The sequence below is a fragment of the Campylobacter sp. BCW_6465 genome (genome assembly GCF_001762815.1).
GTDB classification, from domain to species: domain Bacteria; phylum Campylobacterota; class Campylobacteria; order Campylobacterales; family Campylobacteraceae; genus Campylobacter_D; species Campylobacter_D jejuni.
In genome coordinates, this window is the sequence record NZ_MJXN01000009.1 from 1 (window position 1) to 26,816 (window position 26,816).

Below are 26,816 nucleotides of genomic sequence, written 5' to 3' on the forward strand. Positions count from 1 at the left end.
CCCCCCCCCCGTAGACACCTTACTTGAAATAATATTTTTACTCAAATATTTTTCTCCTTCCTTATTTAAAATGATTTATTTTGAAATTAATTTCATATTTTTTATTTTTTAATAATAATATAAAATATAAAAATAAAATAGCGGAATAATAAAATATTTAAACTTAAAGTATAATTAAATACTGATTATTATATAAAATAAAATTTCAATTTAAATTTTATTTTATATAAAAAAATTGATTTAATGAGAGTAAATTTGTATGAAATGTTGTAAATATTTTTGTGGTATTTGTAAATTATATTTAAAATAAATTTAAAAGTGTATTTTTTTAGTTTTTATATTTTGGATAAAAATTTAAAATTTTTGATTTTGTATTTTTTAGATATTTTATCTATAAATTAGCTATACTTAACCAAGTATCGCAATGTATTATTTCATCACAAGTCGCATAAGATGCAAGTCTTCACCTTTTGTGATTTTATATTCTATACTTTCACATTTGGGACACTTAAAAACATTTTCTTCTAAAATGCTTGTTTGATCGCATTTTAAGCATAAAATTTCAAGCGGAGCAAGTTCTATAAAAAGTTTGGCATTTTTACAAATATTTGAGTTTTCTTTAAAAGTTTCAAAACAACGCTTAAAAAGATCCACTTCTATACCGCTTAAACGTCCGATTTTTACATAAATTTCTTGCACATTGCAAGCCTTATTGTTTAAGGCATTTTCTTCACAAAGTTCGATTAAAGATTCTACTATGCTTAATTCGTGCATTAGCAAATTCTTGGTAAAAGTTCGCCCTTAGGGCTTTCTAAAAAGCGTTTTGCCCCATAAGCGTTTTGTAAGATCACGCGTGCTTTTTTCTCTTCTAAAACTTCTCCTATAATACTCGCATTTACATTGTATTTTTTTAGAATTTCTAAGGCTTTTAACTCATCTTCTTTTTCCACGCAAAGTATGAAAGTGCCTTCATTGGCAAGCTCATAAGCTTCATAACCAAAAAGTTCACAAAGTCCTAAAACCTCATCTTGAACGATGATTTTTTCTTCAAAGATCAAAAGATCATTTCCGCTTTGCTTTGCCCACTCATTTAAAACCGCACTAAGCCCCCCGCGAGTAGCATCTCTCATAGCTACAACCTTTATATCTTTTTCTAAAAGCTCTAAAACCTCTTTATCCAAAGCCTTACAATCGCTTTTAATATCAGCTTCTAACTCATTTCTTTTGATTAAAACACTAGCTCCATGCCTTCCTATATCGCCTGAAAGAAGTATGCTAAGCCCTGCTTTGATATTTTTACTTTCTTTTTTAGAAATAATTTCACCTAAGGCCGTAGTGTTGATATAAATTTCATCTGCCTTACCCTTAGGAACGACTTTAGTATCGCCACAAACTAACGTAACTCCACATTTTTCACATTCTTCTTTAATGCTTTTTAAAATGTGTTCTAGTTTTTCTAGCTCAAAACCTTCTTCTAAGATAAGTCCTAAGCTTAGATATTTTGGCTTAGCCCCCACCATCAAAACATCGTTAATAGAACCACAAACACAAAGTTTGCCTATATTAACCTCTTCATCTAAAAAAATCGGACTTAAAACAAAAGAATCCGTGCTTAAAGCCAAATTTCCCAAAATCGCCGCATCATTATTTGCGTTTAAAATTTCATTATCAAAGATCTTAAAAAGCTTAGTTAAAAGCTCATTCATCTCTTCTCCACCACCTCCGTGGGCTAAGGAAATATTTTTCATGCATTCACCTTTGAGTATTTATAATACGCCGCACAAGCACCCTCGCCAGAAACCATACAACTTCCTATAGGACTTCTTGGCGTACAAGCCTTACCAAAAACCTTACAATCATAAGGCTTGGCCAAACCTCTTAAAATTTGCCCACAAATACAGGCTTTGCTTTCATTTTTACTTTGCACCGCACAATCAAATTTTCTACTTGCATCATAGGCGCTAAATTCTTCTTTTAGCTCCAAGCCTCCATCTTTAATAAGTCCTAAGCCACGAAATTCAAAATCACACACTCTAAAGTATTTTTTTACTAAATTTTGCGCTTTAACATTGCCTTCTTTGCTTACGGCTCTTTTGTATTGATTATACACTTTAAAAGTGCCTTCATTGCTTTGTTTTATGATATTTAATACACTTTCTAAAATATCAACTGGCTCAAAACCACTCACTGCTATAGGGGTTTTAAACTTTGCTGCTAAAGGCTCATAAATACCATAACCTGTTATCACACTCACATGAGAAGGGCCTAAAAAAGCATTGATTTTTACATTTTCATCATTCATGATCGCTTCTACAGGTGCTGGAACTGTGATATGATTGATATGAAAAAAGACATTATTTATTTTTTCTTCTATAACCTTTTGAAGAAGTAAAGCACTCATAGGCGTAGTAGTTTCAAAACCTATAGCAAAAAAGATGATATTTTTGTTTAAATTTTGCTTAGCAATTTCCAAAACTTCAAGTGGAGAATAAAGTGCTCTAACATCAACCCCTTTAGCTCTTAAATCAAGCAGAGAAATTTCACTTCCAGGCACTCTTAAAAGATCTCCTAAAGTACAAAAAATCGTATCTTTCATAGAGGCTAACTTGATAGCTGTATCAATGCGAACTCTTGGCATAACACAAACAGGACATCCTGGCCCATGGATAAAGTTAATCTCCTTTGGCAAAATAGAAGGCAGGGCATATTTCATAATACTATGTGTATGCCCACCGCAAATTTCCATGATGTTAATAGGATTTTTAAGTTCTTGTTCTATGAGTTTTTTTAAAGCTAAAATGCTTTCTTTATCTCTAAATTCATCGATGAAATTCATTTAAACCCAAATCTCCTTCATCGCTTTTTATCTCTCCGCTATTCATTTTTTCTACTATTTCTTGATAGGTTTTAATGCTTTCTAGTGCAGCTTCTTTGTCGATTTTTTCCATAGCAACGCCTACATGGATTAAGACATAATCGCCTTGTTTTAAAGGCTCATCAATCAAATCCAAATTAACTTTTCTTTTCACACCTAAAGTTTGTACTAAAGCATTGTTTAACTCATCGATTTCTAAAATTTCAGAAGGTATAGATAAACACATTAAAAAAGCTCCTTTTTAAGTTTAAGCACCTTATACCAAAGCTCCATATTAGTACCATTTTTTGCATCAAGAGTGATAATATCTGCTCTAGGATTTAATTCTTTAATCAACCTAGTCGCCTCTTTAACATCAAAATCAAAATGATGAGCCAAATCTGCCTTTGTGATTAAAACTATATCAGCCTTTTTAAACATCACAGGATATTTTTGCGGTTTATCACTTCCTTCAGTTACCGAAAGCAAAACTACATTTAAATGCTCTCCTAAATCATAACTTGCAGGACAAACCAAATTTCCAACATTTTCTATAAAAAGCAAATCCACATCATCAATGGCTAAATGATGCAAAGCCTCATGCACCATAAAAGCATCCAAATGACAGCTTTGTCCTGTAGTGATTTGATACGCTAAAGCTCCGGCATTTTTTACTCTTAGAGCATCATTATTGGTTTCTAAATCCCCTTCAATCACAGCGATTTTAAGTTCATTTTTCAAAGCCTTGATCGTACTTTCTAAAAGCGTAGTTTTTCCACTACCTGGAGAACTCATTAAATTAATACAAAGCGTGTTAGCTTCATTAAAATGCGCCCTATTGTGCTTAGCTTCTTCATCATTTTTGCTTAAAATTTTAGAAATCACTTCTATGGTTTTACCCTCTTTTAAACTTGGATTTTCGCGATGATGATCGTGCGTATGGCTTGAATTTATAGAACAGCCGCAATCTTTACACATTTTCTTTCCTTTATAATTTTTGTTTCATTTTAACCTTAAAAGCATTAAAAAATTATGAGTTTTTAGAATATTTGCTTTATTTTTCTAAATTTAAAAAATATACCATTTGTCCTAAAGCTATGGAGCTATCATTGCAAGGGTATTTTAAAGGTACAAAAAAATCAAAATTTTTAGCTTTTAAAATTTCAAGCAAGGTTTTGTTTTGAAAAACTCCTCCACTTAAAAGCACTTTTAAATCATAATCTTTGCTAAAATCTATGATAAAATTTGCCAAGGCATTAAACATACCTGTAATTGCTTTAGTTTTTTCATCTTGTAAAGCCCCTAGGATTAAATTTTTAAAATTAACCTGCCCTTTTTCTACAAAAAGCTTGTAAGAAAAATCAAGATTTTTATCATAAAAAGCTTCACACATTAAGCCAACTTGAGCTTCATAAGAACTTTTTTCTAAGTTAAAAACAATACTTCCAAAAGCATCGATAATGCGTCCTAAGGAACTTGTTTGTAAGTTAGAATGTGAATAAATTTTTTTAAGATTTTCAAGTTTGATTTTTGGAATTTTTGCTAAAAACTCCTTAGCCTTATCTTCTAAATCATAATGAAAAATAAGACTTAGAGCCAAATTTTGTATATTTTTAATATCACTATTTATAAGAGTGAAATTTTCAAAATGTGCAATTCTTTCATATTCTTTCAAATTTCCTACAAAAACTTCTCCACCCCAAATTTTGCCATCTTCACCATAACCTGTTCCATCACAAATAAAAGCTAAAGCCTTTTCATCTTTTGCAAAATTTTCTTCATATTCAAAATAAGCCGCACAAAAATGCGCATAATGATGAGAAATTTTAATCCTTTCTTCAAATTCTTTTGCATAGCTAAAATGCGGGTGTTTATCGCATAAAATCGTATCAAATTTCAAATCATAATTTTGTTTAAAAAATTCCAAAAGTTTAAAAAATCTCTCATGTACATCAAGACTTTTCAAATCCCCTATATAAGGAGAAATTAAAAGTTTATTTTCATAAAAAATCACAAATTCATTTTTAAGCTCCGCACCCAAAGCTAAAAAAGTGCCTTTTTTATTAAAATTTCTTTCCAAATAAAAAGGATTTAAACCCCTTGAAGTACGCAAAAACATAGTTTTACCATTTACCACTTGAGCTATGCTATCATCACTTGCATTGATAATTTCTCTATCATAATCCAAATAAAAATCAAAAACTTTATCAAGTTTTTGACACAAATTAAACTCATCTTTAATGATACTTTCTCCGCTTAAATTCGCACTTGTTGCCACAAGATTTCCTTTAAAATACTCAAAAAGCAAAAGATGTAAAGGTGTATAAGCTAGCATAATACCGATTTTATCAACATCAGGTGCGAGTAAAGAAAAGGCTTTTTTTGCCTTTAAAATCACAATAGGAGCTAAAACCCCACCAAGCAAAGCTTCTTCTTTTTCATCTATAAAGGCAAGTTCTTTAGCACTTTGTAAATCTTTACACATCAAAGCAAAGGGTTTTTTGGGGCGATTTTTTCTAAGTCTTAGAGTTTTTAAAGCTTCTTTATTAAAAGCATCGCACATGAGATGAAAACCACCCATGCCTTTTATGGCTAAAATTTTACCCTCCTTTAAAAACTTCGCACTTTGTATAAAAGCTTCTTGATCTTTGGTTAAAATTTCACCCTTTGGATTTTTAAGAAAAACATTGATTTTACATTTAGGACAACTAATAGGCTGAGCATGAAAACGCCTATTTTTAGGATCTTCGTATTCGCTTTTGCAAAACTCACACATCAATAATTCTTGCATGGAAGTATGGGTTCTATCATAAGGAAGACTTTTTATAATACTAAAGCGTGGCCCACAATGTGTGCAAGTGATAAAGGGATACAAAAAGCGTGGATTTTTTTCATCAAAAAATTCTTTTTTACATTCCTTACAAAGTGCAAAATCACTTAACATAGGCGTGCTTTTTGCATTCTTTAAAGAAGGAGTGATGTTAAAATTTTCATAGTTTGAAATAGAAATTTGCGTGATTATAAGCTTGTCTATTCTTGCTAAAGGTGGGAGATGATTTTTTAAATTTTCTATGAAATTTTCACATTCTTTTTGAGTACAAGCAAGGATGATTTCTACCCCAAAACCATCATTTCTTACCTCTCCAAAAAGCTTTGATTTCAAAGCTAGTTCATAAACTAAAGGGCGAAAACCCACCCCTTGAACTAGACCTGAAATTTTGATCTTATATCCTAAGTGGCACATCGCTTAACTGACAATTTTTAAGATGTTTTAAGGTATTTTTAAGTAAAGATTTATGTTCAAACAAAGATCCACTTATAAGCGCTAAATCACTTTGCTTTTTCTCTCTTAATTCATCATAAGTATCACGCAAGAAATAAGCCAAACTCTCAACTGCTCCATAAGCGATATTAACACTATCTACACCTGCTAACATAAAACTCATAGTAGATCTTAAAGTTCTTGTATAATCAAAACTTTTATCTTCTTTCAAACGATAATCAATCTTTACTCCACGAGGCATTTTTGACTCATCAGCGATTTTTAAAAGCTCACTAGCACTCTCTTGTAAATTTTTACCCAAATTTAGTACTCTTCCTACTAAGCCAAGCAAGGAATAAAAATTGTTTTGAAGTTCAAAATTTTCATCTAAAAGAGGAAATTCCTTGCTAAAATTTTCTAAAAGCCTTGCACCAATTTCATCTTTTTTAATCTCTTTATAAAGTTCTTTGCTGTGTTTTGGTAAGGAAAGTTTAAGTAAATTAAGCTCTTTGTTGATAAGCAAAATATCTTCATAATCCTTACTTAGCTCTAAAATAAAAGCTTTTTCTTTATAACAGCTTACAAGATAAGAAATTCTTGCCATATTTTTATCTTCTTTAGAAAAAATAAGCTCTCTTGCCTTAGCATTGATAAATTCAAAGCCTTCCAAAACCACCACTTGCTCATCTAAAGCACTGATATAAAAATCTTTTTGGTATTCTTCTATTTTTTTTACGCTTAAAAATTTATATTCATTTTCAAAAAGTTTTAAACCTAAAGCAAAGCAAAACAAATCTCTAGCAAGTCTGATTTTAAAATCATTAAAATCAAGATTGTGATTTTTTCTAAACATGGCATTAAGTCTTAGCTTCATCAAAGGTTTTTCTAAACTTGCAAGAAGTTTTAAATTTTCATTTGAACAAACAAAAACTGAATTTATAGCCTTAATATCACAAGGAAGTAAAAAATCTCCTATAAATTCGTTCTTAAACAAAGAAAATTCATAAACGCCATTTTTATCTTTTAAATAAATCTTTTTTTCTTGACTTAACAAATCAAAGGCAAGATTTAAAAAAGTATTGAAATTTTCTTCATTGATTTTTTCAAATTCTGATAAATTGCTTGAAAATTCACACTCACAAAACACACCCCATTCATTTTTATTTAAAAATTTTTTTTCTTGATAGGCATTAGAATTTAAATGAGTAATATAAGAAAATTTTGAAAATTCTTTATCTTCTGGCATACAAGGGTTAAAATCCTGTCCCGCTTTTACATCAAATTTTTTCAAAAAAACACTATGACTCATAAAGTTTAAAGAATCACAAAAAGTCTTTAAATTTTCTTCATCTGCATTAATAGAAAAATGATAAATATTTTTTTCTTTGCTAAGGGTGTAATTGTAATTTTTCGCATAAAAACGCAATAAATATTCAAAAATATCATTATCCGCATTATAAATAAAATCAAAATCCAAAGTCATATTATGCCTTTTTTGAAAAATAAACCATTAAATATAACATTTTTAACTTAAAAATTCTTTCTCTCTTTGCCTAAAATCACTCATAAAATGTTCCATAAAAACGTAAAATTCTTTGCTGTGATTAGGGAATTTTAAGTGGCTGATTTCATGCAAAATCACATATTCAATAGCTCTTAAACTCTTTTGAATGAGTTTTAAATTTAAATTAATGTAAGCTTTATTATGATTGCAAGAACCCCAACGCGTTTTCATATTTTTAATGCTTAAATGCGTGTAAAATAAACCTGTTTTTTGGCTCCATTTTTTAAGATAAAAAGTAAAAATCTTTTTAGCATTTCGTCTTAAAAATAAATCTAATTTTGCTTCATTTTGGCAAAGAATTTTATCTTTATCAAAATAAGTTTTTTTGGCATTTTCATCAAATATAATTTTATATTTTTTAGCTAAAAAGATTAACTCATCATCTTTTAAAACTTTTTTTTCAAATCTTTTTTTTGCCTCATTTATCCAAGAACTTGATTTATCTAAAAACTCATAAACGCTTTTAAAGGTGCAAAAATAAGGAATGCTAAGAACAAATTCACCCCTTTCATTGAGCCTTAATCTTAAAGTTTTTATGCGTTTTTTAGAATAAAAATAGCACTCATCTTTATAAATAAATGATTTTAAACTAGAGCTTTGCCTTGCCATTTTTTGCTTTTCCATCTGTATGAATTTACCATTCCACGTAAAAATTCATCCGCACAAAATCCTATCCAAACCCCTAAAATTCCAAGATTAAAATGAAAACAAAACACATAACCCACAGGCAAAGATACTCCCATCATAAAAATAAGTCCGCTAAAAAATGGAAACTTAGCATCGCCACTTGCACGCAAGGAATTAACCATGACTATATTGAAAGTTCGCGAAATTTCAAGAAAGATTGAAAGGGCAAATAAAGGTATCATTAAATTTTTTAACTCTTCTTTAAGTCCTAAAATTTGCATTGTAAAATCTTGACAAAGATAATTCAAAAGTGCCACTAAAGCACTTGCCACCACACTAAAATATAAAGCACGCCAAGCATGTTTATAAGCGATATTTTCATATCTAGCACCGACTAATTTACCTACTATGATTTCATTAGCTATGCTTGTAGCTTGTCCTATAAGCATAATAAGCATTGAAATTTGAAAATAAATCGTTTGCACACTCAAACTTGCTTCGCCTAAGCTTGCTACAAAAGCAAAAGCTATAGTGTATTGGACTATCCACAAAAGATTTTCCCCTGCTGAAAATCCGCCTATATTTAAAACCTTTTTTAATACCTCTTTTTCAAGTTTTATCATTTCTTTGATTTTAAGATGAATTTTAAGTTTATAAAAAAGTATCACAAGCAAAGCCACTATAGCAACAATACGGGCAAAAATATTGCTAAGCCCTACTCCAAAAAGTTCTGATTTTGTATAATGCAAAACATAATAATTTCCACAAATCACCACTATATCCATCAAAAAGCCTATAAGCATAACCCAATAAGCCATATTATAAACCCTTACAATAGCCGCTAAAACAATACCTATGGCATCAAAAAACAAACAAATTGCAAGCATATGCAAGTAAATTTCGCTGTCTTTAAGCAATTCTTGTGGGATTTTTAAAAGATAAAGCAAATACTCCCCATGCCATAAAATAAGCGCACCACATACAAAGCCTAAAAGTGCATTTAAAAACAAACTTTGATGAATCACTTTTCTTGCTAAAACATGATCTTTTGCACCAATAGCCTGAGCTATCACCACACTACAACCCACACTTAAAAATGAAAAAATAGTGATAAAAAGATCTAAAATTTGATTTCCAGCCCCCATAGCACCGACAAGAAAATTAGAATAATGAGACACCATAGCAGTATTGATAATCACAGTTAAATACTTAGAAAGCAAATCCCAAAATATAGGAATACTAAGTCTTGTTAAAGAAAGTTGTTTTTTTGCCATGATCATTCTTTTAAAAAGCCGTATTCATAAATTTTTGGCTCTAACTTTTTAGCTAAAATTTTTAAATTTGCATTTAAATCACTCAGTAAAGCTTTATAATGCTCGTCTTTTGCTTGGCTAGGAAGCTTCATCCTGCCTTTTTCATCCCTGCCTTGAAAAAATTCTTTGATATCATAAAGCGAAGCATTGGCTAGATAGTTTTTATCTTCACTATGAGTATGATAATACTTAAAAAGTTCTTTTCCAGCTTTTAAAAGTTTATTTGCTTGGGGGCTAAATTCTATCTTGGCTAACTCATCATCAAAAAGCGAGTTTTCATCTTTTATATTGCCCTTTATAAATTTATACATAAAATCACTCTTAAAAGCTTCTTTTGTGATACCTAGTTCTTTTTCGCTAAAAGGTATAAAATGATTTATCCCCTCTTTTGCACTTATGCGATTTTTACCATGAAAAAGCATAAAAGATAAACAATCACTTTTAAACTCATTATCATTTTTATATAAATCATTAGGATACAAAAATTGATCATTATGATTTATATAAGTATGCTCTATTATATGACGCACTGAGAAATATATAGCTATATTAATGATATTTTCATTGATATCTTGAAAAATTAAATGCACATTTCTTTTTTTATTTAAAATTGCAATATGATTATTTTGTTGAAAATCAGGTGCATCAGCCATTAATACACCTATATTATTGCCATCTTTTTTATTAAATGTTCTAAGCCATTTATTGATACTTTCTTTTTTATCATTATAAAAATACTTCACTCCTAAGAAATTTCCATTTTCATTAAATACATCAAGTTTTATTTTTTTAATTTCTTCTTTTTTACTCATATCCCATATCAAAAATCCTATAGGAAAATTTCCTTTTACATTATCGAAGGTATCAGCAGGCACCATAAAACCTTTTAAAAACTTAGCCTTAAAACTCTCTCTAAATTTTATAAAATTGGTAGAATTTACATATTTTAAAGTCGAAAAACTAGCCATTAAACAATCTTCTATCTCACAATAAATTCTGATAAAAAACTGTGCAAAAAGCTCATTGTTTGCCTTACCTAAAATATCTTTGTATTTTTCACAAATTTTATTTTCTCTTGCTACTTTACTTTTATGATTTCCAGTACCACTAGCAGTTTTTGAATTGCTAGCTTCCGCATAAGGTGGATTGATAAAGATTATTAGTTTTTTGCGTTTGTTTTCATCTTTTAAAATCTCTTGTAAATTTAAAGGTAATTTTGATTTTTGGATGATTTTACCCTTATCATCTACCTCATCAAAAAATTCATCATTTAAAAAGTCAAACTCAAAAATATGATTTTCAAACAAATTCGCACCATTTTTTATACGCTCATGTATCACATCTATATCGGCTTTATCAAGAGTAGAACAAAAGATATTTTTTGCATTGGTAAAATTGGCCAGTAAATTTCCTGTTCCACCCGCTAAATCCCATATATAATACTCCTCTTCATAATTTTCACCAAAAGTTTTAGAAAGATACTCACAAGCCTTATCCACCCAAATTCTAGGAGTAAAAAACGCTCCTTTTCGCTCTCTTATATCTTGATCTACTAATAAATCTCTGCGTTTTATAATATAATCCCAAAATTCTTTTCTTGGAGGACGCTCGTAAATCGCCCAAAATTCATGATGAGCTTTTTGATTATCTTTAAAAGAAGTGCGTTCGTTAATGATAGAGCCTAAATCACTTTTTGTTTTATTAAACTCATAATAATCTTTTTTAAGAATAGCAAATAAATTTTGACTGATGGTTTCATTTTCATTTGAAAGCAAATCAGCCAAATAAAAATCAGCATCTATGATCCCACTTTCTTTAGCCAAATTCCAATCAATACTGATGGTATCTTTAACCATTTTGTTCCATTTGTGATAAATACTTACAAAATTATTTTTATCGATTTTAAATTTGCTTATATTTTCACTCGTAAGATTTTCTTTTATGAAATTTTTTAATTCTTCATCATTTTTTTCATAATAAAAAATTTGTGCTGTATTTAAAATGCTATCTAGTTCTTTTAGAAGTTTTAAAAACTGCTCACTTTTATGATTGCTAGGTGTTACACTAAAGTCTATATCACTTTGATAAAAAATTTCTTGCAAAGAAGAAAAAGGTAAAAAGGCTATCTTTTCAGCGTCAAAAGCACAAAGTAAATTTGGAGTTTGCTCTGTATAAAATTTATACTTTCCTATGGTAAGCACAAGCTGAACAAAAGACTTTTTAAGCTCGCTTTTTCCTTGTTTGGCTTCAGCCCAAAGTAAATTAACTTCGCCTAAAAGTCCTAAATTTTGAGTGATACAAAAATCAATCTTAGTACCTACATAATTAAACTTAGAAAAATACAAATCCTTAATCTTGCTTTTTAAAGGCTCTTCGCTAAGTTTTAAAAGTGTTTCAAACAAAACTATATCCTTATGAAATTCTTTTTTAAGGATATAATTTTAATACAAAGATACTTGTTTTTGTATAAATCTCACCCAAAAGCACCGCTTAAGTAAGCTTTGGTTTTTTCTTGTTTTGGATTTTCAAAAAATTCTTTACTTTCACCAAATTCTATAAGCTCACCTAGGTGAAAAAATGCAGTATAATCAGCCACGCGTTTACCTTGTTGCATATTATGCGTAACCATGATCATAGAAAGATTATGACTTAATTCTTTTAAAAGCTCTTCTATAACACCTGAGCTAATAGGATCAAGTGCGGAAGTTGGCTCATCTAAAAGCAAGAGCTTAGGTTTTATTGCTAAAGCTCTTGCGATACAAAGGCGTTGTTGTTGTCCGCCTGAAAGAGCTAGGGCATTTTGCTTTAGTTTGTCTTTAACTTCTTCAAAAAGCCCTACTTTTTGCAAACAATCCACCACCAAAGCTTCTTCTTCATCTTTATTTTTAATCATACCATGAAGTTTTGGTGCATAAGAGATATTTTCATAAATGCTTTTTACAAAAACATTAGGTTGTTGAAAAACCATGCCTACATTTTTACGCAAGACTACTACATCTTGATTTTTAACATCCTTTCCTTCAATTTCTACTAAACCATCGATTTTTGCAATTTTATCATTCATTCTGTTAAAACAACGCAAAAAAGTGGATTTACCGCATCCTGAAGCACCAATGAGTGCGGTAATTTTGTTTTGTTCTATTTGCATATTGATATCAAATAAAGCTTGTTTTTTTCCATAAAATAAATTTAAATTTGTTGTTTTTGCTATCACTTTAATTTTCCTTGAAAATATTTTCTTAATAATATCGCACTAAGATTTAACACGACTAAAAGTCCTAAAAGCACAATAATACCCGCTGCTGTTCTTTCTAAAAATGCACGCTCTGGCATAGCTGACCATGAGTAAATTTGAGCAGGCAAAACGCTAGTTGGATCAAAAATCGAACTAGCTACATCAGGGATAAATGCTATCATACCGATAATCATCAAAGGTGCAGTCTCGCCTATAGCCCCAGCTAAAGTCAAAATAGAACCTGTTAAAATCATAGGCATAGCCAAAGGCAACATAATACCTTTTACCATTTGAACCTTTGTCATACCTAAGGCATAAGCAGCATTTTTCATGTTAATGTCCACACTTTTTAAAGCCGCTTTGGTTGAAACAATGATAATAGGTAAACTCATGATCGCCAAAGTAAGCCCACCCACTAAAGCACTTGATCGAGGCATTCCAAAAAGATTGATAAACACTCCAAGTCCTAAAAGTCCAAACAAGATACTTGGAATACTTGCAAGGTTGTTAATACACACTTCTATAAAATGTGTAAGGATATTTTGTGGCGCAAATTCTTCTAAATAAATTGCTGCTGCAACGCCTATAGGAACACTCACAACCATACAAACAAGCATAACAAGCAAAGTCCCTACAACTGAAGATAAAATTCCTGAATTTTCAGGAGATTTTGAGTCCCCATTTAAAAAGAAATTGCTATTAAATTTAAGCTCTATATCGCCTTTTTGCACAAGATCATCGACTAAAGTTCTTTGTTTTTCACTAAGGCGATTATATTTTTGCTTCATATATTGATCCACTTCTGAATTTGCCAAAAGCCAAGTTTTTTCAGTGATTTGCCCTGTTCTTATTTTTCTTTGCTCAGCACGAGATAAAAGATCATAAACAGGAGAATTTCTATTAGCCTCTACAAAAATATAAGTTTGCTTAAAAGCTCCAATTCCAAGATAACCCACACTTCCTAAAAAGATACAAAGAAAAATTAAATTAATATAAAGCCCCATTTTACAAAGTCTTTTAAAAGACTTTGAAGCTTTTTGTCTTTTTTTAAAAAGTTTTTTCATAAATTTTTCCTTTTGTGAAAGCGATTAATGAGATAAACGCTAAACATATTGATGATTAAAGTGATGATAAAAAGCACCAAACCTAAAGAAAAAGCACTCAAAGCTAAAGAACTATCAAAAGCTTGATCTCCGCTTAAAGCTTCTACGATTTTTACCGTTACTGTTGTCATATCTTCTAAAAAATTCATCGTTAAATTTGGACGCAAAGAAGCTGCCATTACCACTATCATAGTTTCGCCTAAGGCTCTTGAAAGTCCTAAAAGACAAGCTGCAACTATACCAGGAATAGCCTCAGGTAAAATCACAGCAAAAACCACTTCTTTTTTTGTCATACCTAAAGCATAAGCGCCATTAATCCTTTTCTCGCTTACTGCTTCAATGCAATCTTGAGATAACGAAGCCACTATAGGCACTATCATGATCCCCATGATAAAACCTGCGCCTAAAGCACTTTGAAAACTTGCTTGTATGCCAAATAAAGAAAAAAACCACACTATAAAAGGCGCTACGACTATAGCTGCAAAAAATCCAAAAACAACAGTAGGAATCCCTGCAATGATTTCTAAAATAGGTTTTAAGTAATTTTTAGATTTTTTGCCAGCAAAAACACCTAAATATATAGCACACATAACCCCTAAAGGTAAAGCCGTTAGCATAGCAATCAATGAAATATAAAAAGTTCCCCAAAAAAGCGATAGCGCTCCAAAAACACCTTGTTTGCTCGTGCCATCTGCATTCATAAAAGCTGCATCAGCTGCCCACTGACTTGAGAATAAAAAGGTAGCAACACTTTCTTTTTGAAAGAATTTTAAAGCTTCAATTAAAATTGTAAGCATGATAGCAAAGCTTACTATCACGCTTACAAAAGCACATAAAAAAAGTGCAAATTTGATTATTTTTTCTTTTAGCAAAGTTTTTCCTTAAAAAACTTTTCCAGCTTTTACAAGCTCATCATTTAAAATTTTTCTATCTTCTATATGTTTTTGAGAAGCTTTTAATTTATCATCGCTTAAAGGAACAAGTCCTATTTTTTCAAGTTCTCCGCCACTTTTTGCCAAATCATCACTCATGTAAATTTTTGCAAAATCAAAGGCTTCTTTTGGATTTTTCTTAGCATTGATATAAATAAACAAGCTTCTTGCAAGTTCGTATTTTTCATCTGCAATATTTTCTTCACTTGGTGTAACACCATCGATAGTAGCGACATTGATTTTATCTGAGTTGCTCACTAAAAAGCTATAACCAAAAATTCCAAAAGCATCTTTATCAATAGTAAGTTTTGAAACGATTAGATTATCATTTTCACCGCTTGGGATATAAGCACCATCTTGACGCAAAGTTTTATACTCGCCTTTATACTCAGGAATTTTTTTAGACACATCACTCATAACAAGCTCTTCTATAGTATCTCTTGTTCCTGAACTTGATGGTGGACCATAAACACTAATTTTACGATTTGGTAAATTTTTATTGATTTGATTCCAGTTTGTATAAGGATTTGGTATAAGTTTTCCATTTTGTGGAATTTCTTTTGCCAATGCTAAGAAAAGTTCTTTTTTTGTGATATTTAATGGAGCATTGGTTTTATTTTGAGCTAAAACTATACCATCATAACCTATCATAATCCCTACTATATCAGTTACTCCTGCTTTTTTGCAAGTTTCAAATTCACTTAATTTCATAGGTCTTGAAGCATTAGAAATATCAGTAGTTCCTTCGCAAAATACCTTAAATCCACCCCCTGTTCCCAAGCTCTCTACTATAGGAGTTTTTGTATTTTTAATCGAAGCGTATTCTTCAGCTACAAAAGAAGTAAAAGGATACACAGTCGATGAACCTGCGATTTTTAAATCTGCTGCATTTAAAGCACCACAAAGCGCAAAACTTGCCACACTTAAAGATAGAATTTTTTTCATTTTTTCTCCTTAACTTTAAAAAAAGTAATGGAAGTTTAAAAAAACTTGGAAACATTTTGGAAACATTTTTTATTTTGCATTTTTCTTAAATATAATTTTTAACTATCAAAAAATTTAGCTTGTTTTTAAAAAAATAATATATCATTATAAAACATTTTAAATTTTAATAAGGAGATAAGAATGCTTTCTAAAGAAGTTGTAAAATTACTCAATGAACAAATAAACAAAGAAATGTATGCAGCGAACTTATATCTTAGTATGAGCTCTTGGTGCTATGAAAACAGTCTTGATGGAGCTGGAGCCTTCTTGTTTGCACATGCAAGCGAAGAAAGCGATCATGCCAAAAAGCTTATCACTTATCTTAATGAAACAGATTCTCATGTAGAGCTTCAAGAAGTAAAACAGCCTGAACAAAATTTCAAATCCTTGCTTGATGTTTTTGAAAAAACCTATGAACATGAGCAATTTATCACAAAATCAATCAATACTTTAGTTGAACACATGCTAACACATAAAGACTATTCTACTTTTAATTTCTTACAATGGTATGTAAGCGAACAACACGAAGAAGAAGCACTTTTCCGTGGTATAGTTGACAAGATTAAATTAATCGGAGAACACGGAAATGGACTTTATTTAGCTGATCAATACATCAAAAATATTGCATTAAGCAGAAAAAAATAATCTTTGCCCTATTATGGGCAAATCTCGCTTTGGATTGAAGGTATGACTTATTTTTCTTTAGAATTTAGTATCTTAATGATAGCTTTTTTTGCTATTTATTGGACTTTTAAAAATGATTACAAAATACAAAATATTTTAATTTTAATTTTCTCTTATATTATTTATATTTTAATCAATCCTTATTTCGCCTTGGTTTTATTTATATACACCTTTTTTATACACTATTTTGCCTTGCTTATTTTTGTGCGTCGCAAGCGTTATATTTTCGCTACTTGTATGGCTTTTATTGTTTTAAATTTATGTTTTTTTAAATACTTTCCTAGCATCAAAGGAAGTATTGATGAGATATTAGATTTTTTCGGTTTAGAATTTTTAAATATTGATTTAGTATTTCCAATAGGAATTAGTTTTTATACCTTTACTTCTATCACTTATCTTGTAGAAGTTTACCAAAAACGCCGTTTAGAAAGCTTTTTAAATTTAGCAACCTTCTTATCATTTTTTCCAACACTACTTTCAGGGCCTATTATGCGAAGTTCTTTTTTCTTTGAACAAGCCTATCAAAAACGCGAATTTAAACATGCAAATTTAATCATCATCTTGCTTGTTTTTGGTATAGTTAAAAAAGTTTTAATAGCCAATTACCTTGGAATTTATGCTAAAAGTATTTTAGACTTTCCACAATCTTATAATTTCATACAACTTTTAAGCGCAATTTACGCCTATGCGATTCAAATATACTGCGATTTTAGCGGATATGTTGATTTAGTTTGTGCTTTTGCTTTAATGTTAGGTTTTACCCTTCCACCTAACTTTAACATGCCTTATCTTGCAAAAAATCTAAAAGATTTTTGGGCTAGATGGCATATCAGTCTTTCAACCTTTATAAGAGATTATATCTATATACCTTTAGGGGGCAATAGAAAAGGAATGCCACGCACTATAGTTAATATACTCATCGCTTTTATACTTTCAGGTATATGGCATGGCAATACACTTGCTTTTATTGTTTGGGGTTTATTGCATGGCATTGGCATAGTTTTTATACATTTGCTAGCTTTAAGCAAATTTAGTTTACAAAAAATTCCAGCTTTAGGAAGATTTTTAACCTTTCAATTTGTATGTTTTACTTGGATTTTCTTTTATTATAGCAAAAATCTAGAAGATGCAATAGAATATTTTAAAGCTTGTTATTATAATTTCTTCCAAATTCCATCCTATAATGATATTTACATGTTGGTTGCTTTTGGGGTTCTTTTTATGATCTATCCTTTATTTATTAATTTTAAAGAATATTGCATTAAGATTTTAAACCTTACTCCATTTTTACTAAAACCTTTTATCATAGCTTTTATTTTACTTTTGGTTTTTGCTTTTATGCCAGATGGAATTCCTGATTTTATTTATTCGAGTTTTTAGATGAGTGCAGTTAGATTTTTCTTCATTTTGATTATAGTACTTGGCTTGGTTGTTGTAGTTATGAATCAGAGCATTAGCTCTTATATAGAACAAAAATATCATTTTGCATTCTATCCTCATAATGATCTTTTAAAAGAAGCCAATGGCTTCAAAATTAAATTAGAACAAATTCGTGCAATTTTAAGCAACGAACCCTTGCCTCAAACCAATGAAGAAGATACAAATCAAGAAAGTAAATCAACAGATGAAAACTTAAGTAAAATAGATAAAGTTTTAAACACTTTAGAAAATGATGAAAACACTTCTCATAAAGAAACAAATCTAACCTTAATCCAAGATGCAAATATTAGTTTTATCGACAATACCAAATTAGAGCTACAAAATGGAGATGAGTTTTTATTTATCGGAGATTCTTTAATGCAAGGTGTTGCAATAGCCTTAAATAGAGATTTAAGAAATTTAAATCTTAAGGTAACCGATCTTAGTAAACAAAATACAGGCCTTTCTTATAAATCCTATTTTAACTGGTCAAAAGCAACCAATGAAGCTTTTGTTAAAAACTCAAATATTAAATATCTTGTTGTTCTTCTTGGTGCTAATGATCCTTGGGATATTAAAAAAGGAGGAAATTACCATCGTTTTGGCTCCCCTTCTTGGATAGATATTTATACAAATCGTGTAGATGAAATCATTAAAATCGCTAAAAAACATAAAGCCAAAGTTTTTTGGTTTGAAATCCCTCCTGTAAAAAAAGAAGATTTGAACAAAAAAATACAAGTGCTCAATAAAATTTACAGCAATGAAATTCTTAAAAATAAAGAAATTTTTATCAACACTAAACTATTTTTTAGTGTCAATGATGAATACTCAGCTTATATAAAAGATGAAAACAATAGAAGTATAAAAGTAAGAACAGATGATGGGATTCACTTTACCCCAAGTGGTGCAAGAGAAATGTCTAAACTTTTATTAGAACACATAAAACTTAAGGAAGAAAATGCTAGTAAATAAATTTAAAATTATCTTATTGTTTTTTATTATTTTTACTAGCTCTTATGCACAAAATTTAAATACAAATGACACAATAGATTCCATACTCAATCAAAACAAAAATCACCCTGCTTTAGCAAATTATGTATCAAAAAAAGATCTTAAAAATCTAGAAAAAAAATTAGAAAAAAATCAAAACATAGGAATTAGAATTTATGGAGATTCTCACATGGCGGCTGATTTCTTTCCGCGTGTCATAAGAGGATATTTAATCCGCTCTAACTCTATAGGTTTTGCCTATCCTTTACAACCTAAATATCAGCAAAATCTTAATCTTGTTTATTCTTATAAAAACTTTGAAATTTTAAACTCAAGAAATCCTGTTAATGCTGGACATAATTTTCCACTAGGTGGGATAATAGCCAAAGCAAAAATCAAAGGTGCAAAAATCAACCTTGATACAACCTTAGATAAAAAAAAATTCAAAATAGGGTTTTTATTTAAAGCCAAACAAAATACCAATGCTTTTAGCATCAAAGATGCAAAAAACCGAAGCTATGAGTTAAGAACCACACAAATTAATAAATGGTCCTATAAAGAACTAGAACTTGATCTTCCTTTGCAAATTTCAGCCTTACAAAAGGATGCTGAGCTAGGAGGATATTTCATCACAAATAAAAATAATAATGTTTTCTTAGATACTATTGCAATCAATGGTGCCAAAAGTGATTTATGGCTCTCTTGGAATCAAGCAGTTGTAAAAAAAGAACTAGTACTTTTACACAATGATTTAATTATTCTTGCTTATGGTTCTAATGATGCACTCTTTAAAGGGTTTGAAAAACAAAAATTCAAAAATAACTTAAAAAAATGGATTAGCATTTTAAAAACTTACAATAAAAACGCTGTTATCATGCTAATCTCTCCACCAACCGTAGTTCAAAAACAGGGTAAAAACTATAAGCTTGCTCCTGATTTTTTTACCATACGCAAAGCATTATATGAAGTTGCTAAGGAAGAAAAAACTCTTATCTTTGATATGCATCAGTTTATGCAAGATAGTGGGGGAAAAAACAAATGGATAGAACAAAAGCTTTCGCTCAATGATGTACATCTTACTATAAAAGGCTATGAGCTGATGGCTAAAAAGTTACTCGAGGATTTAAAAAATATCATCGATTATTAAATTTAATACTTAGGAAATTCTAAGTTTTCATCATTGAAACTTAAAGCTGTGATTTGATAGTAAGAATTAATGGTTTTTAAAAGATTAAATCTAGCTCTTAAAAATTCTTGCTGGGTAGAATTTAAAGTATTATTTGCATCCAAATAATCTTTTAATTCGCTTTTTCCTAAAATATATTTTTCATAATACGCCTTAGCGATAAGCTCTTGTTTAATGTTAATATTTTGCAAATTTTGCAAAAGCAAGGTGTCGCTTTGATAGTCTTTATAATTCAATGCAAATTCATTCATCGCACTTTGCAAAGCCTGTTCATAAGAAATTAAAAGTTGCTCATAAGTAAATTGTGAAATTTTGATATTTTGCTTTACTCTACCATAATCTAAGAAAGGTAAAGAAATCTTAACATTGCCACTTAAAATTTCAAATTTAAAACTATCATCGATTTTTTTATCACTTCCGCTTAATGCTCCACCTAAAGAAATGCTAGGCAAAATAGATTTTTGCATGGAAGAATAATCCTTAAAAGCTGATTTTAAGCTATTGAGTTTAGACCTCACATCTGCACGGTATGCTAAGGCTTTTAAAGGTATATTAAAATCAGGACTTAAGGTTTTAAAATCATTTAAAGATAAAGTTTTAAAATACTCTATATAGGCAAAACCTTCTTGCTTTGCCAATAAATCTTGTAAATTTTTTATGAGTAAATTACGATTTTTATCATTGCTTAATAAATTTTGTTTAGCTCTTAATAAGCTTTGTTCTATGTTTAAAAGATCTAATTCTTCTATTTTTCCAAGCTTGTATTTATAGCTATAAAGCTCTTTCATTTGTTCTAAATTTGAAAGATAGACTCGAAGCAATTTATCTACATCGTTAAAATAAGCCAGCTCAAACACATTATTTAAAGCTGTATTGATCATGCTTATTTTTAAATTTTCAAGATCATAAGCACTTGCTTTCGCACTAAATTCACTTGCACTTGCGCTATCTCTTAATTTGCCATAAATATCAAGCTCATAGCTTAAATTTAAAGAATTATTGAAATTTTTACTTTGTTTGCCTGAATTTAAATCTTTATCTCCACCAAAACCCAAATTTCCACTTAAAGTCGGATATAAATCATAATCAATCAAATCAGCTCTAGCCAAAGCTGAAAACAAAGTTTTTCTAGCAATATTAATATCACTATTATTCAATAAAACAAAATTTAGAAATTCATTTAATTTTGCATTATCGTAGGATTTATACCAATCATAAGTGAGATTTAAATCTTTCATTTGTTCTTGAGTTAAATCAACTTCTTTAGGCAAGCTAAGTTTTGCACCACAAGCACTCAAGAAAAATGCTAAAAAAATGCTGAATATTATTTTCATTTTATTCCTTTGATAATGCACTAATAGGATTTAAATTTGCTGCATTTCTTGCAGGGAAAAAACCAAAAATCACACCAATAAACATAGAACTTAAAAGTCCTAAAAGCACAGAATAGGCATTTAAAATCATAGGAAAATCCGTACTTAAAGTATTAAAAGCAAAAATAACAAAAATCGATAAAATCACACCTAAAATCGCCCCTATGGTACAAATCATAACCGCTTCGATTAAAAACTGCATCATAATATCTTCTCTTCTAGCCCCTATAGCCATGCGTATGCCAATTTCTCTCGTTCTTTCGCTTACAGAAACAAGCATGATATTCATCACTCCTATACCCCCAACAATCAAAGCAATCACAGCCACACAAGCGGTAAGTATGGTTGTAGTGCGTTTATTTGCTGTAATAGCTTGCTTAAAGGTATCAGAATTAAAAGTAAAAAAATCCTTTTGTCCGCGTTTAATTTCTAAAATTCTTATGATAGCATTTTCAGCCAAAGTTGAACTCACATCATCTTTAACCTTAACTATGATTTCACGCAAATTTCTATCTCCTGTAAGCTTATTCATCAGTGTTGTATAGGGTATATAAAGACGCACTACATTATCTTCTATAGGTTTGTCTGTATCTTTTTGTAAAACTCCTATAATCTTAAAAGGTTGAGAATTAAAAAGTACCACACGACCTAAAATATTTTCACTTTTTTCATCAGGAAAAAGATTTTTTTTAGCATTAAAATCCAATACAGCAACATTGGTGCTATTTTTTACATCATCATTATCTAAAATTCTTCCCGCATCTATCCTTAAGCCTTCTATAGCAAAATTATTTACCCCCACTCCTTCAGCTCTTGCGCTTAAAGAAATATTAGTATAAGTTGCTACTCCTGAAGTATTTGAATGAGCATCCACTGCTTCTAAGTATTCTAGGGATCTTAGCGTTTCTAAATCGCTAAAATTAAGCCTTGTTTTACCCGAACGCAAATCTCCAAAACCCCTTCCAGGACGAATTTCAATAGTATTTGTCCCGAGTCTCGCAATAGACTCAAGCACCTTAGCTTGAGAGCCCAATCCCAAAGCTACAACACAAACTACAGAAGCAATACCTATGATGATTCCAAGCATAGTTAAAATAGAACGAAGTTTGTGTGCAAGTATGGAAGAATAAGCTATCTTAAAACACTCAAAGGCTTGATTTTTAAGCAAAGTAAGTGTTTTTTTCTCTTTGGGCATTGTTTTTAAAATAAGTTTTTCTTGAGCTTTTTCCTTTTTAGTATCGCTTAAAATTTCTCCATCTTTAATCTCTATAACCCTTTTAGCTTGTGCTGCAATTTTTGGATCGTGAGTTACTAAGACTATAGTATGACCTTGTGCGTTAAGTTTTTGTAAAATTTCAAGCACCATAATACCGCTTTTACTATCCAAAGCTCCCGTTGGCTCATCAGCCAAAATAAGCTCTCCACCATTGATTAAAGCTCTTGCTATAGAAACGCGTTGTTGCTGCCCTCCGCTTAATTCATTCGGTTTAGAATCTAACTTGTGAACTAATTCTAAATCATTTAAGAGTTTTTTAGCATTTTGACTTCTTTCTTGTAAATTTTTTCCCGCATAAACTGCAGGTAAAGAAACATTTTCTTTAGCACTAAGCAAGCTTAAAAGATTATATCTTTGAAATATAAAGCCTATTTTTTCACGCCTTAATCTTGCTTTTTCGTCGTTATTAAGTTTAGTGACTTCATACTCATCAAAAACATAAGTTCCGCTACTTGGCGCATCTAATGTTCCTATGATATTTAAAAGTGAAGTTTTACCACTTCCACTTTGTCCTATAATAGCAACAAATTCACCTTTTTCTATACTTAAACTTACATTTTTTAAAATGGCATTTTCGCCTATATTCTTGCAAATATTTTTAAGAAAAATCATTAAAATCTCAACTTCATTTTAGGAGCTAAGCCATCAGCACTTGAACTTACTATCAATTCTTCATTTTCATTTACACCTTCTAAAATTTGAGTGTTGATAGAATCTTTAATGCCAAGTTTGACATATTTTTTAACAGCTTTTTGATTTTCTAAAATTTCAACATAATAGCCTTTTGGATCGCTTTTAATTGCATAAGTTGGCACTGCTAAAACAGCCTTTGCACTCGCTACGACAATTTCATTTTGTATACTCATACCAATACGCAAAAAATCATCTTTATTGGCTACATAAAATTTTGCGTAATAATAAATAGCATTTGATGAGCTTGAGCTTGAAGAACTCGAACTTGATGAGCTTGAGCTTGTACTAGAATCACTCACTTCAGTATCAGCTGGATCTATACTTGCAATAGTAGCATGATAAGTTTTTTGAGGATCATTAAGCAAAGAAAAATCAAGCTCTGTTCCTACTTTTATCTTACTCACATCAGCCTCTGCTATTTCCATTCTTACTTCCATTTCGTCTAAATTAGCTATACGGACTATAGTAGGAGTGTTTTGATTAGCATTAACTGTTTGTCCTTCATCTACAGCTACATTAATCACAACACCATCCATAGGAGCAGTAATGGTTGTATAACCTAAATCTTTTTGTGCATTTTTAAGAGTGATTTCAAGCTGAACTACTTGAGCATTAAGCTCTGCAACATTGGCTTTTAAAGTATAATAATTATTTTTTTGAGTTTCTAAATTTTCAAGAGAACTTGCTTTAGCTGCATAAAGTTTTTGCTCTCTTTGATACTGCTTATTCGCAATCTCAAGAGCAACTTTTTTACTCTCTAAATTAGCCTTAGCGCTTTCAAGCTGAGCTTTTGTAATATCTAAATCGTTTTGTTGTTTATCTTTGTCAATTTGAGCGATCAAATCACCTTGCTTTACATGAGTTCCCACATCCACATAAAGTTTTATAATTTGTCCGCTAACTTGAGCACCCACATCAACTTGATCTTTGGCATATACCTTTCCTACTGCCTCTATGGTTTGAGATATATCTTTTTTTTGTATTTTTTGAGTTAAATAGCTGATTTTTTCATCATTATTAAAAAAAATAAAATAAGCCCCAACACTTCCAAGTATTGCAATTAAAATGATTAAAACAATCTTCTTTTTCATAATAACAAATCCTAAAGAAAAATCAAGATTAAATTTTACTCATTTTTTGTGAATTTTTTGTGAATTTTTAATTCTATTTTATAAATTTAAAAATTCTAAAGCCATCATCACATCACCCTGCATTAAAACTTTTAAATTTTCATCATCCCAACAAAAAGTAGAACTATGGTGCAAAGCTGGGTGATTTAAATCCTTTGAAATTCCAACAAATACATAAGCTCCCATTCTTTCTCGTGTTAAAAAAGCAAAATCTTCAGCCCCCATGTCAGGTTTAGAAGAAACAATGATATTTTCTTCTCCTAAGACCTTTGCAAAAGCTTTTCTTGCTATTAAAGCAGCTTTTTCATCATTAATCAATGGAGGAAATTCTTTAGTATATTTAAGTTTATAATCTCCACCATTAGATTTTGCTGTAGCAGCAACCACTTCTTCTAGAGAACTTTTTAAAATATCTTGTGTTTTATCATTTAAAAAACGCACAGTTCCTTTTAAATAAGCATTTGTAGGAATAACATTATAAGTAGTTCCTGCACAAATTTGACCTACGGTAATCACCCCTGCTTCATAAGGGGCTAAACGCCTAGAAACAACACTTTGTATATTATTTACAAATTGCGTTGCCATAATTATAGGATCTATACAAGTGTGCGGATGAGCTCCATGTCCTCCTCTGCCAATAAATTCCAAATCAAAAATATCCGTTCCAGCCATCATTTCACCACTTACAATTTGAGCAGTATTTTCAAGCAAAGGCCCCCATAAATGACAACCAAAAACTGCATCAACATAAGGATTTTCCAATACACCTGATTCTATCATAGGTTTAGCTCCACCGCTTCCCTCTTCTGCGGGCTGAAACATAAATTTAATCGTGCCACAAAATTCATCTTTGAGCTCATTTAATATCAAAGCAGCTCCCAAAAGTCCTGCTGTATGTCCATCATGTCCACATGCGTGCATCTTACCATCAATTTTTGAAGCATAACTTAGATTAGTTTTTTCTTGTACAGGCAAAGCATCCATATCCGCTCTTAAAAGAACGCATTTTGGTTTTTTCTGACTCTTCTTTTTTCCTTCTATAATAGCTAAAATTCCTGTTTTTGCAATATTTTTTTGATATTTAATGCCAAACTCATCTAAAATTTTACACACTAAATGAGCTGTATTTTCTTCTTCAAATTCAAGCTCAGGATGCATATGAATTTGATGTCTTAAATCAACTACTTTATCATAGTACTTTAGTGCTAAATTTTCAACCAGCTTATGCATTCTTTTCCTTAATCTAAATCTTTTATTTTTTCATCTGCTTTTTTACTGTCAAGTTTTTCCAAATTCGCCTCCATTTTTCGTATTTCTTCTTCTCCACTACGCACTAATTTTGCATCAATTTTGGAAAAATCTCCAGTTTTTTTATTTGGATATTCTACCTTAGAAAGTATAAAACGCAATAAATTTAATCTTGCTTTTTTCTTATCATCAGAAGAAATAATAGTCCAAGGACAAGTTGGGGTATTAGATGCTAAAAGCATAGAGTATTTAGCTAAAGTATATTTATCCCATAATTCTTGCGATTTTTGATCTACAGGAGATAATTTATATTGTTTAAGTGGATCACTTCGGCGTTTTTCAAAACGTTTTTTTTGCTCATCTTTTGATACCGAAAAATAAAATTTAAAAAAAGTAATATCACTATTTGAAATCATATTTTCAAACAAAGGCACTTCTCTTAAAAAATCTTTATGTTGTTGCGGTGTGCAAAAACCCATCACCGGTTCTACTCCTGCACGATTATACCAAGATCTGTCAAAAATCACAATCTCACCGGCTGAGGGCAAATGTGCTATATAACGCTGAAAATACCACTGTGTTTTTTCCACATCGCTAGGTTTTTCAAGAGCCACAACGCGGCAACCACGCGGGTTTAAATGCTCAATCAAACGTTTAATCGCCCCACCTTTTCCAGCTGCATCGCGTCCTTCTATAAGTATAAGAACCTTTAAACCCTTGGCTTTAACATGATTTTGAAATTTCAAAAGTTCAATTTGCAAATTCTTTAAATCTTTTTCATATTCTATTGTACTTTTCTTTCTTTTAACGGAAATATAAATTTCATTCTTTTTAACAGCCCCTTGTGTTTTTAGAGAATTATTTTCTTGCATTTTCAAACCTTTATAAAGTATTTAAAGCAAATTTACCATAATAAATTATAATTGAAGCTAAAGATAAAGGA

The 26,816-nt window shown here is 30.4% G+C and carries 23 protein-coding genes; 4 read left to right on the forward strand and 19 right to left on the reverse strand.

Annotated elements, in window-relative coordinates:
- Positions 1–429: 429 nt before the first annotated feature.
- From hypA to AJ886_RS00140, 14 genes are all read right to left on the reverse strand, one after another.
- The gene (gene hypA, locus AJ886_RS00075) at positions 430–774 is read right to left on the reverse strand and encodes a hydrogenase maturation nickel metallochaperone HypA (RefSeq protein ID WP_070233280.1); all 345 of its coding nucleotides are present in this window, start codon (positions 772–774) and stop codon (positions 430–432) included.
- Positions 774–1,748 carry a hydrogenase expression/formation protein HypE gene (gene hypE, locus AJ886_RS00080; RefSeq protein WP_002871360.1) on the reverse strand — a complete coding sequence of 325 codons (975 nt, stop codon included), beginning with the start codon at positions 1,746–1,748 and terminating at the stop codon, positions 774–776. The genes hypA and hypE overlap by 1 nt, the downstream gene beginning before the upstream one ends.
- On the reverse strand, positions 1,745–2,836 hold the full coding sequence (hypD, locus tag AJ886_RS00085) for a hydrogenase formation protein HypD (RefSeq protein WP_070233278.1): 1,092 nt from the start codon (positions 2,834–2,836) through the stop codon (positions 1,745–1,747). The genes hypE and hypD overlap by 4 nt, the downstream gene beginning before the upstream one ends.
- Complete coding sequence (locus tag AJ886_RS00090; protein WP_002776342.1) at positions 2,820–3,101, reverse strand: HypC/HybG/HupF family hydrogenase formation chaperone; 282 nt, start codon at positions 3,099–3,101, stop codon at positions 2,820–2,822. The genes hypD and AJ886_RS00090 overlap by 17 nt, the downstream gene beginning before the upstream one ends.
- Positions 3,101–3,832 (reverse strand): hydrogenase nickel incorporation protein HypB, encoded by a 732-nt coding sequence (hypB, locus tag AJ886_RS00095; RefSeq protein WP_070286985.1) that lies wholly within the window; start codon positions 3,830–3,832, stop codon positions 3,101–3,103. The genes AJ886_RS00090 and hypB overlap by 1 nt, the downstream gene beginning before the upstream one ends.
- A 76-nt stretch (positions 3,833–3,908) precedes the next feature.
- On the reverse strand, positions 3,909–6,098 hold the full coding sequence (hypF, locus tag AJ886_RS00100) for a carbamoyltransferase HypF (protein ID WP_070286986.1): 2,190 nt from the start codon (positions 6,096–6,098) through the stop codon (positions 3,909–3,911).
- Positions 6,079–7,599, reverse strand: a complete 1,521-nt coding sequence (locus tag AJ886_RS00105) for a hypothetical protein (protein ID WP_070286987.1) — start codon at positions 7,597–7,599, stop codon at positions 6,079–6,081. The genes hypF and AJ886_RS00105 overlap by 20 nt, the downstream gene beginning before the upstream one ends.
- A 42-nt stretch (positions 7,600–7,641) precedes the next feature.
- A complete protein-coding gene (locus AJ886_RS00110; RefSeq protein WP_070287002.1) occupies positions 7,642–8,289 on the reverse strand; it encodes a M48 family metallopeptidase in 648 nt (215 codons plus the stop codon).
- The gene (locus AJ886_RS00115; protein ID WP_070286988.1) at positions 8,265–9,581 is read right to left on the reverse strand and encodes an MATE family efflux transporter; all 1,317 of its coding nucleotides are present in this window, start codon (positions 9,579–9,581) and stop codon (positions 8,265–8,267) included. The genes AJ886_RS00110 and AJ886_RS00115 overlap by 25 nt, the downstream gene beginning before the upstream one ends.
- A gap of 2 nt (positions 9,582–9,583) precedes the next feature.
- On the reverse strand, positions 9,584–12,022 hold the full coding sequence (locus tag AJ886_RS00120) for a hypothetical protein (protein WP_070278489.1): 2,439 nt from the start codon (positions 12,020–12,022) through the stop codon (positions 9,584–9,586).
- Between the two features lie 71 nt (positions 12,023–12,093).
- Positions 12,094–12,834 carry a phosphate ABC transporter ATP-binding protein PstB gene (pstB, locus tag AJ886_RS00125; RefSeq protein ID WP_038853906.1) on the reverse strand — a complete coding sequence of 247 codons (741 nt, stop codon included), beginning with the start codon at positions 12,832–12,834 and terminating at the stop codon, positions 12,094–12,096.
- A complete protein-coding gene (gene pstA, locus AJ886_RS00130; RefSeq protein ID WP_044780021.1) occupies positions 12,831–13,919 on the reverse strand; it encodes a phosphate ABC transporter permease PstA in 1,089 nt (362 codons plus the stop codon). Before pstA ends, pstB begins: the two co-directional genes overlap by 4 nt.
- Positions 13,916–14,830 carry a phosphate ABC transporter permease subunit PstC gene (pstC, locus tag AJ886_RS00135; protein ID WP_053872560.1) on the reverse strand — a complete coding sequence of 305 codons (915 nt, stop codon included), beginning with the start codon at positions 14,828–14,830 and terminating at the stop codon, positions 13,916–13,918. Before pstC ends, pstA begins: the two co-directional genes overlap by 4 nt.
- A 9-nt stretch (positions 14,831–14,839) precedes the next feature.
- Positions 14,840–15,835, reverse strand: a complete 996-nt coding sequence (locus AJ886_RS00140) for a substrate-binding domain-containing protein (RefSeq protein ID WP_070274095.1) — start codon at positions 15,833–15,835, stop codon at positions 14,840–14,842.
- Positions 15,836–16,015: 180 nt separating this feature from the next.
- On the opposite strand from AJ886_RS00140, the gene ctf reads away from it, so the two are divergent.
- Genes ctf through AJ886_RS00160 form a run of 4 tightly spaced genes read left to right on the forward strand, consistent with a single transcriptional unit; the run spans position 16,016 to position 20,114 of the window.
- Positions 16,016–16,519 carry a non-heme ferritin gene (ctf, locus tag AJ886_RS00145; protein ID WP_002852256.1) on the forward strand — a complete coding sequence of 168 codons (504 nt, stop codon included), beginning with the start codon at positions 16,016–16,018 and terminating at the stop codon, positions 16,517–16,519.
- Between the two features lie 42 nt (positions 16,520–16,561).
- Positions 16,562–17,938, forward strand: a complete 1,377-nt coding sequence (locus AJ886_RS00150) for an MBOAT family O-acyltransferase (RefSeq protein ID WP_044780018.1) — start codon at positions 16,562–16,564, stop codon at positions 17,936–17,938.
- The gene (locus AJ886_RS00155; RefSeq protein ID WP_044780017.1) at positions 17,939–18,949 is read left to right on the forward strand and encodes a DUF459 domain-containing protein; all 1,011 of its coding nucleotides are present in this window, start codon (positions 17,939–17,941) and stop codon (positions 18,947–18,949) included.
- Positions 18,936–20,114, forward strand: coding sequence for an SGNH/GDSL hydrolase family protein (locus AJ886_RS00160; RefSeq protein ID WP_070286989.1), 1,179 nt, complete (start codon positions 18,936–18,938; stop codon positions 20,112–20,114). The genes AJ886_RS00155 and AJ886_RS00160 overlap by 14 nt, the downstream gene beginning before the upstream one ends.
- 2 nt (positions 20,115–20,116) lie before the next feature.
- Here AJ886_RS00160 and AJ886_RS00165 read toward each other — a convergent pair whose 3' ends face one another.
- From AJ886_RS00165 to ppk2, 5 genes are all read right to left on the reverse strand, one after another.
- On the reverse strand, positions 20,117–21,487 hold the full coding sequence (locus tag AJ886_RS00165; protein ID WP_070233272.1) for a TolC family protein: 1,371 nt from the start codon (positions 21,485–21,487) through the stop codon (positions 20,117–20,119).
- Position 21,488: 1 nt separating this feature from the next.
- Positions 21,489–23,414 (reverse strand): ABC transporter permease, encoded by a 1,926-nt coding sequence (locus tag AJ886_RS00170; RefSeq protein WP_070283600.1) that lies wholly within the window; start codon positions 23,412–23,414, stop codon positions 21,489–21,491.
- Entirely contained in the window at positions 23,414–24,586 is a 1,173-nt protein-coding gene (locus AJ886_RS00175) for an efflux RND transporter periplasmic adaptor subunit (RefSeq protein WP_070276045.1), read from the reverse strand. The genes AJ886_RS00170 and AJ886_RS00175 overlap by 1 nt, the downstream gene beginning before the upstream one ends.
- Before the next feature lie 78 nt (positions 24,587–24,664).
- Positions 24,665–25,855: a M20 family metallopeptidase gene (locus tag AJ886_RS00180; protein ID WP_070284710.1), complete on the reverse strand. Its 1,191-nt coding sequence runs from the start codon at positions 25,853–25,855 to the stop codon at positions 24,665–24,667.
- 8 nt (positions 25,856–25,863) lie between these two features.
- Positions 25,864–26,745, reverse strand: a complete 882-nt coding sequence (ppk2, locus tag AJ886_RS00185) for a polyphosphate kinase 2 (protein WP_070233268.1) — start codon at positions 26,743–26,745, stop codon at positions 25,864–25,866.
- Between the last annotated feature and the right edge of the window lie 71 nt (positions 26,746–26,816).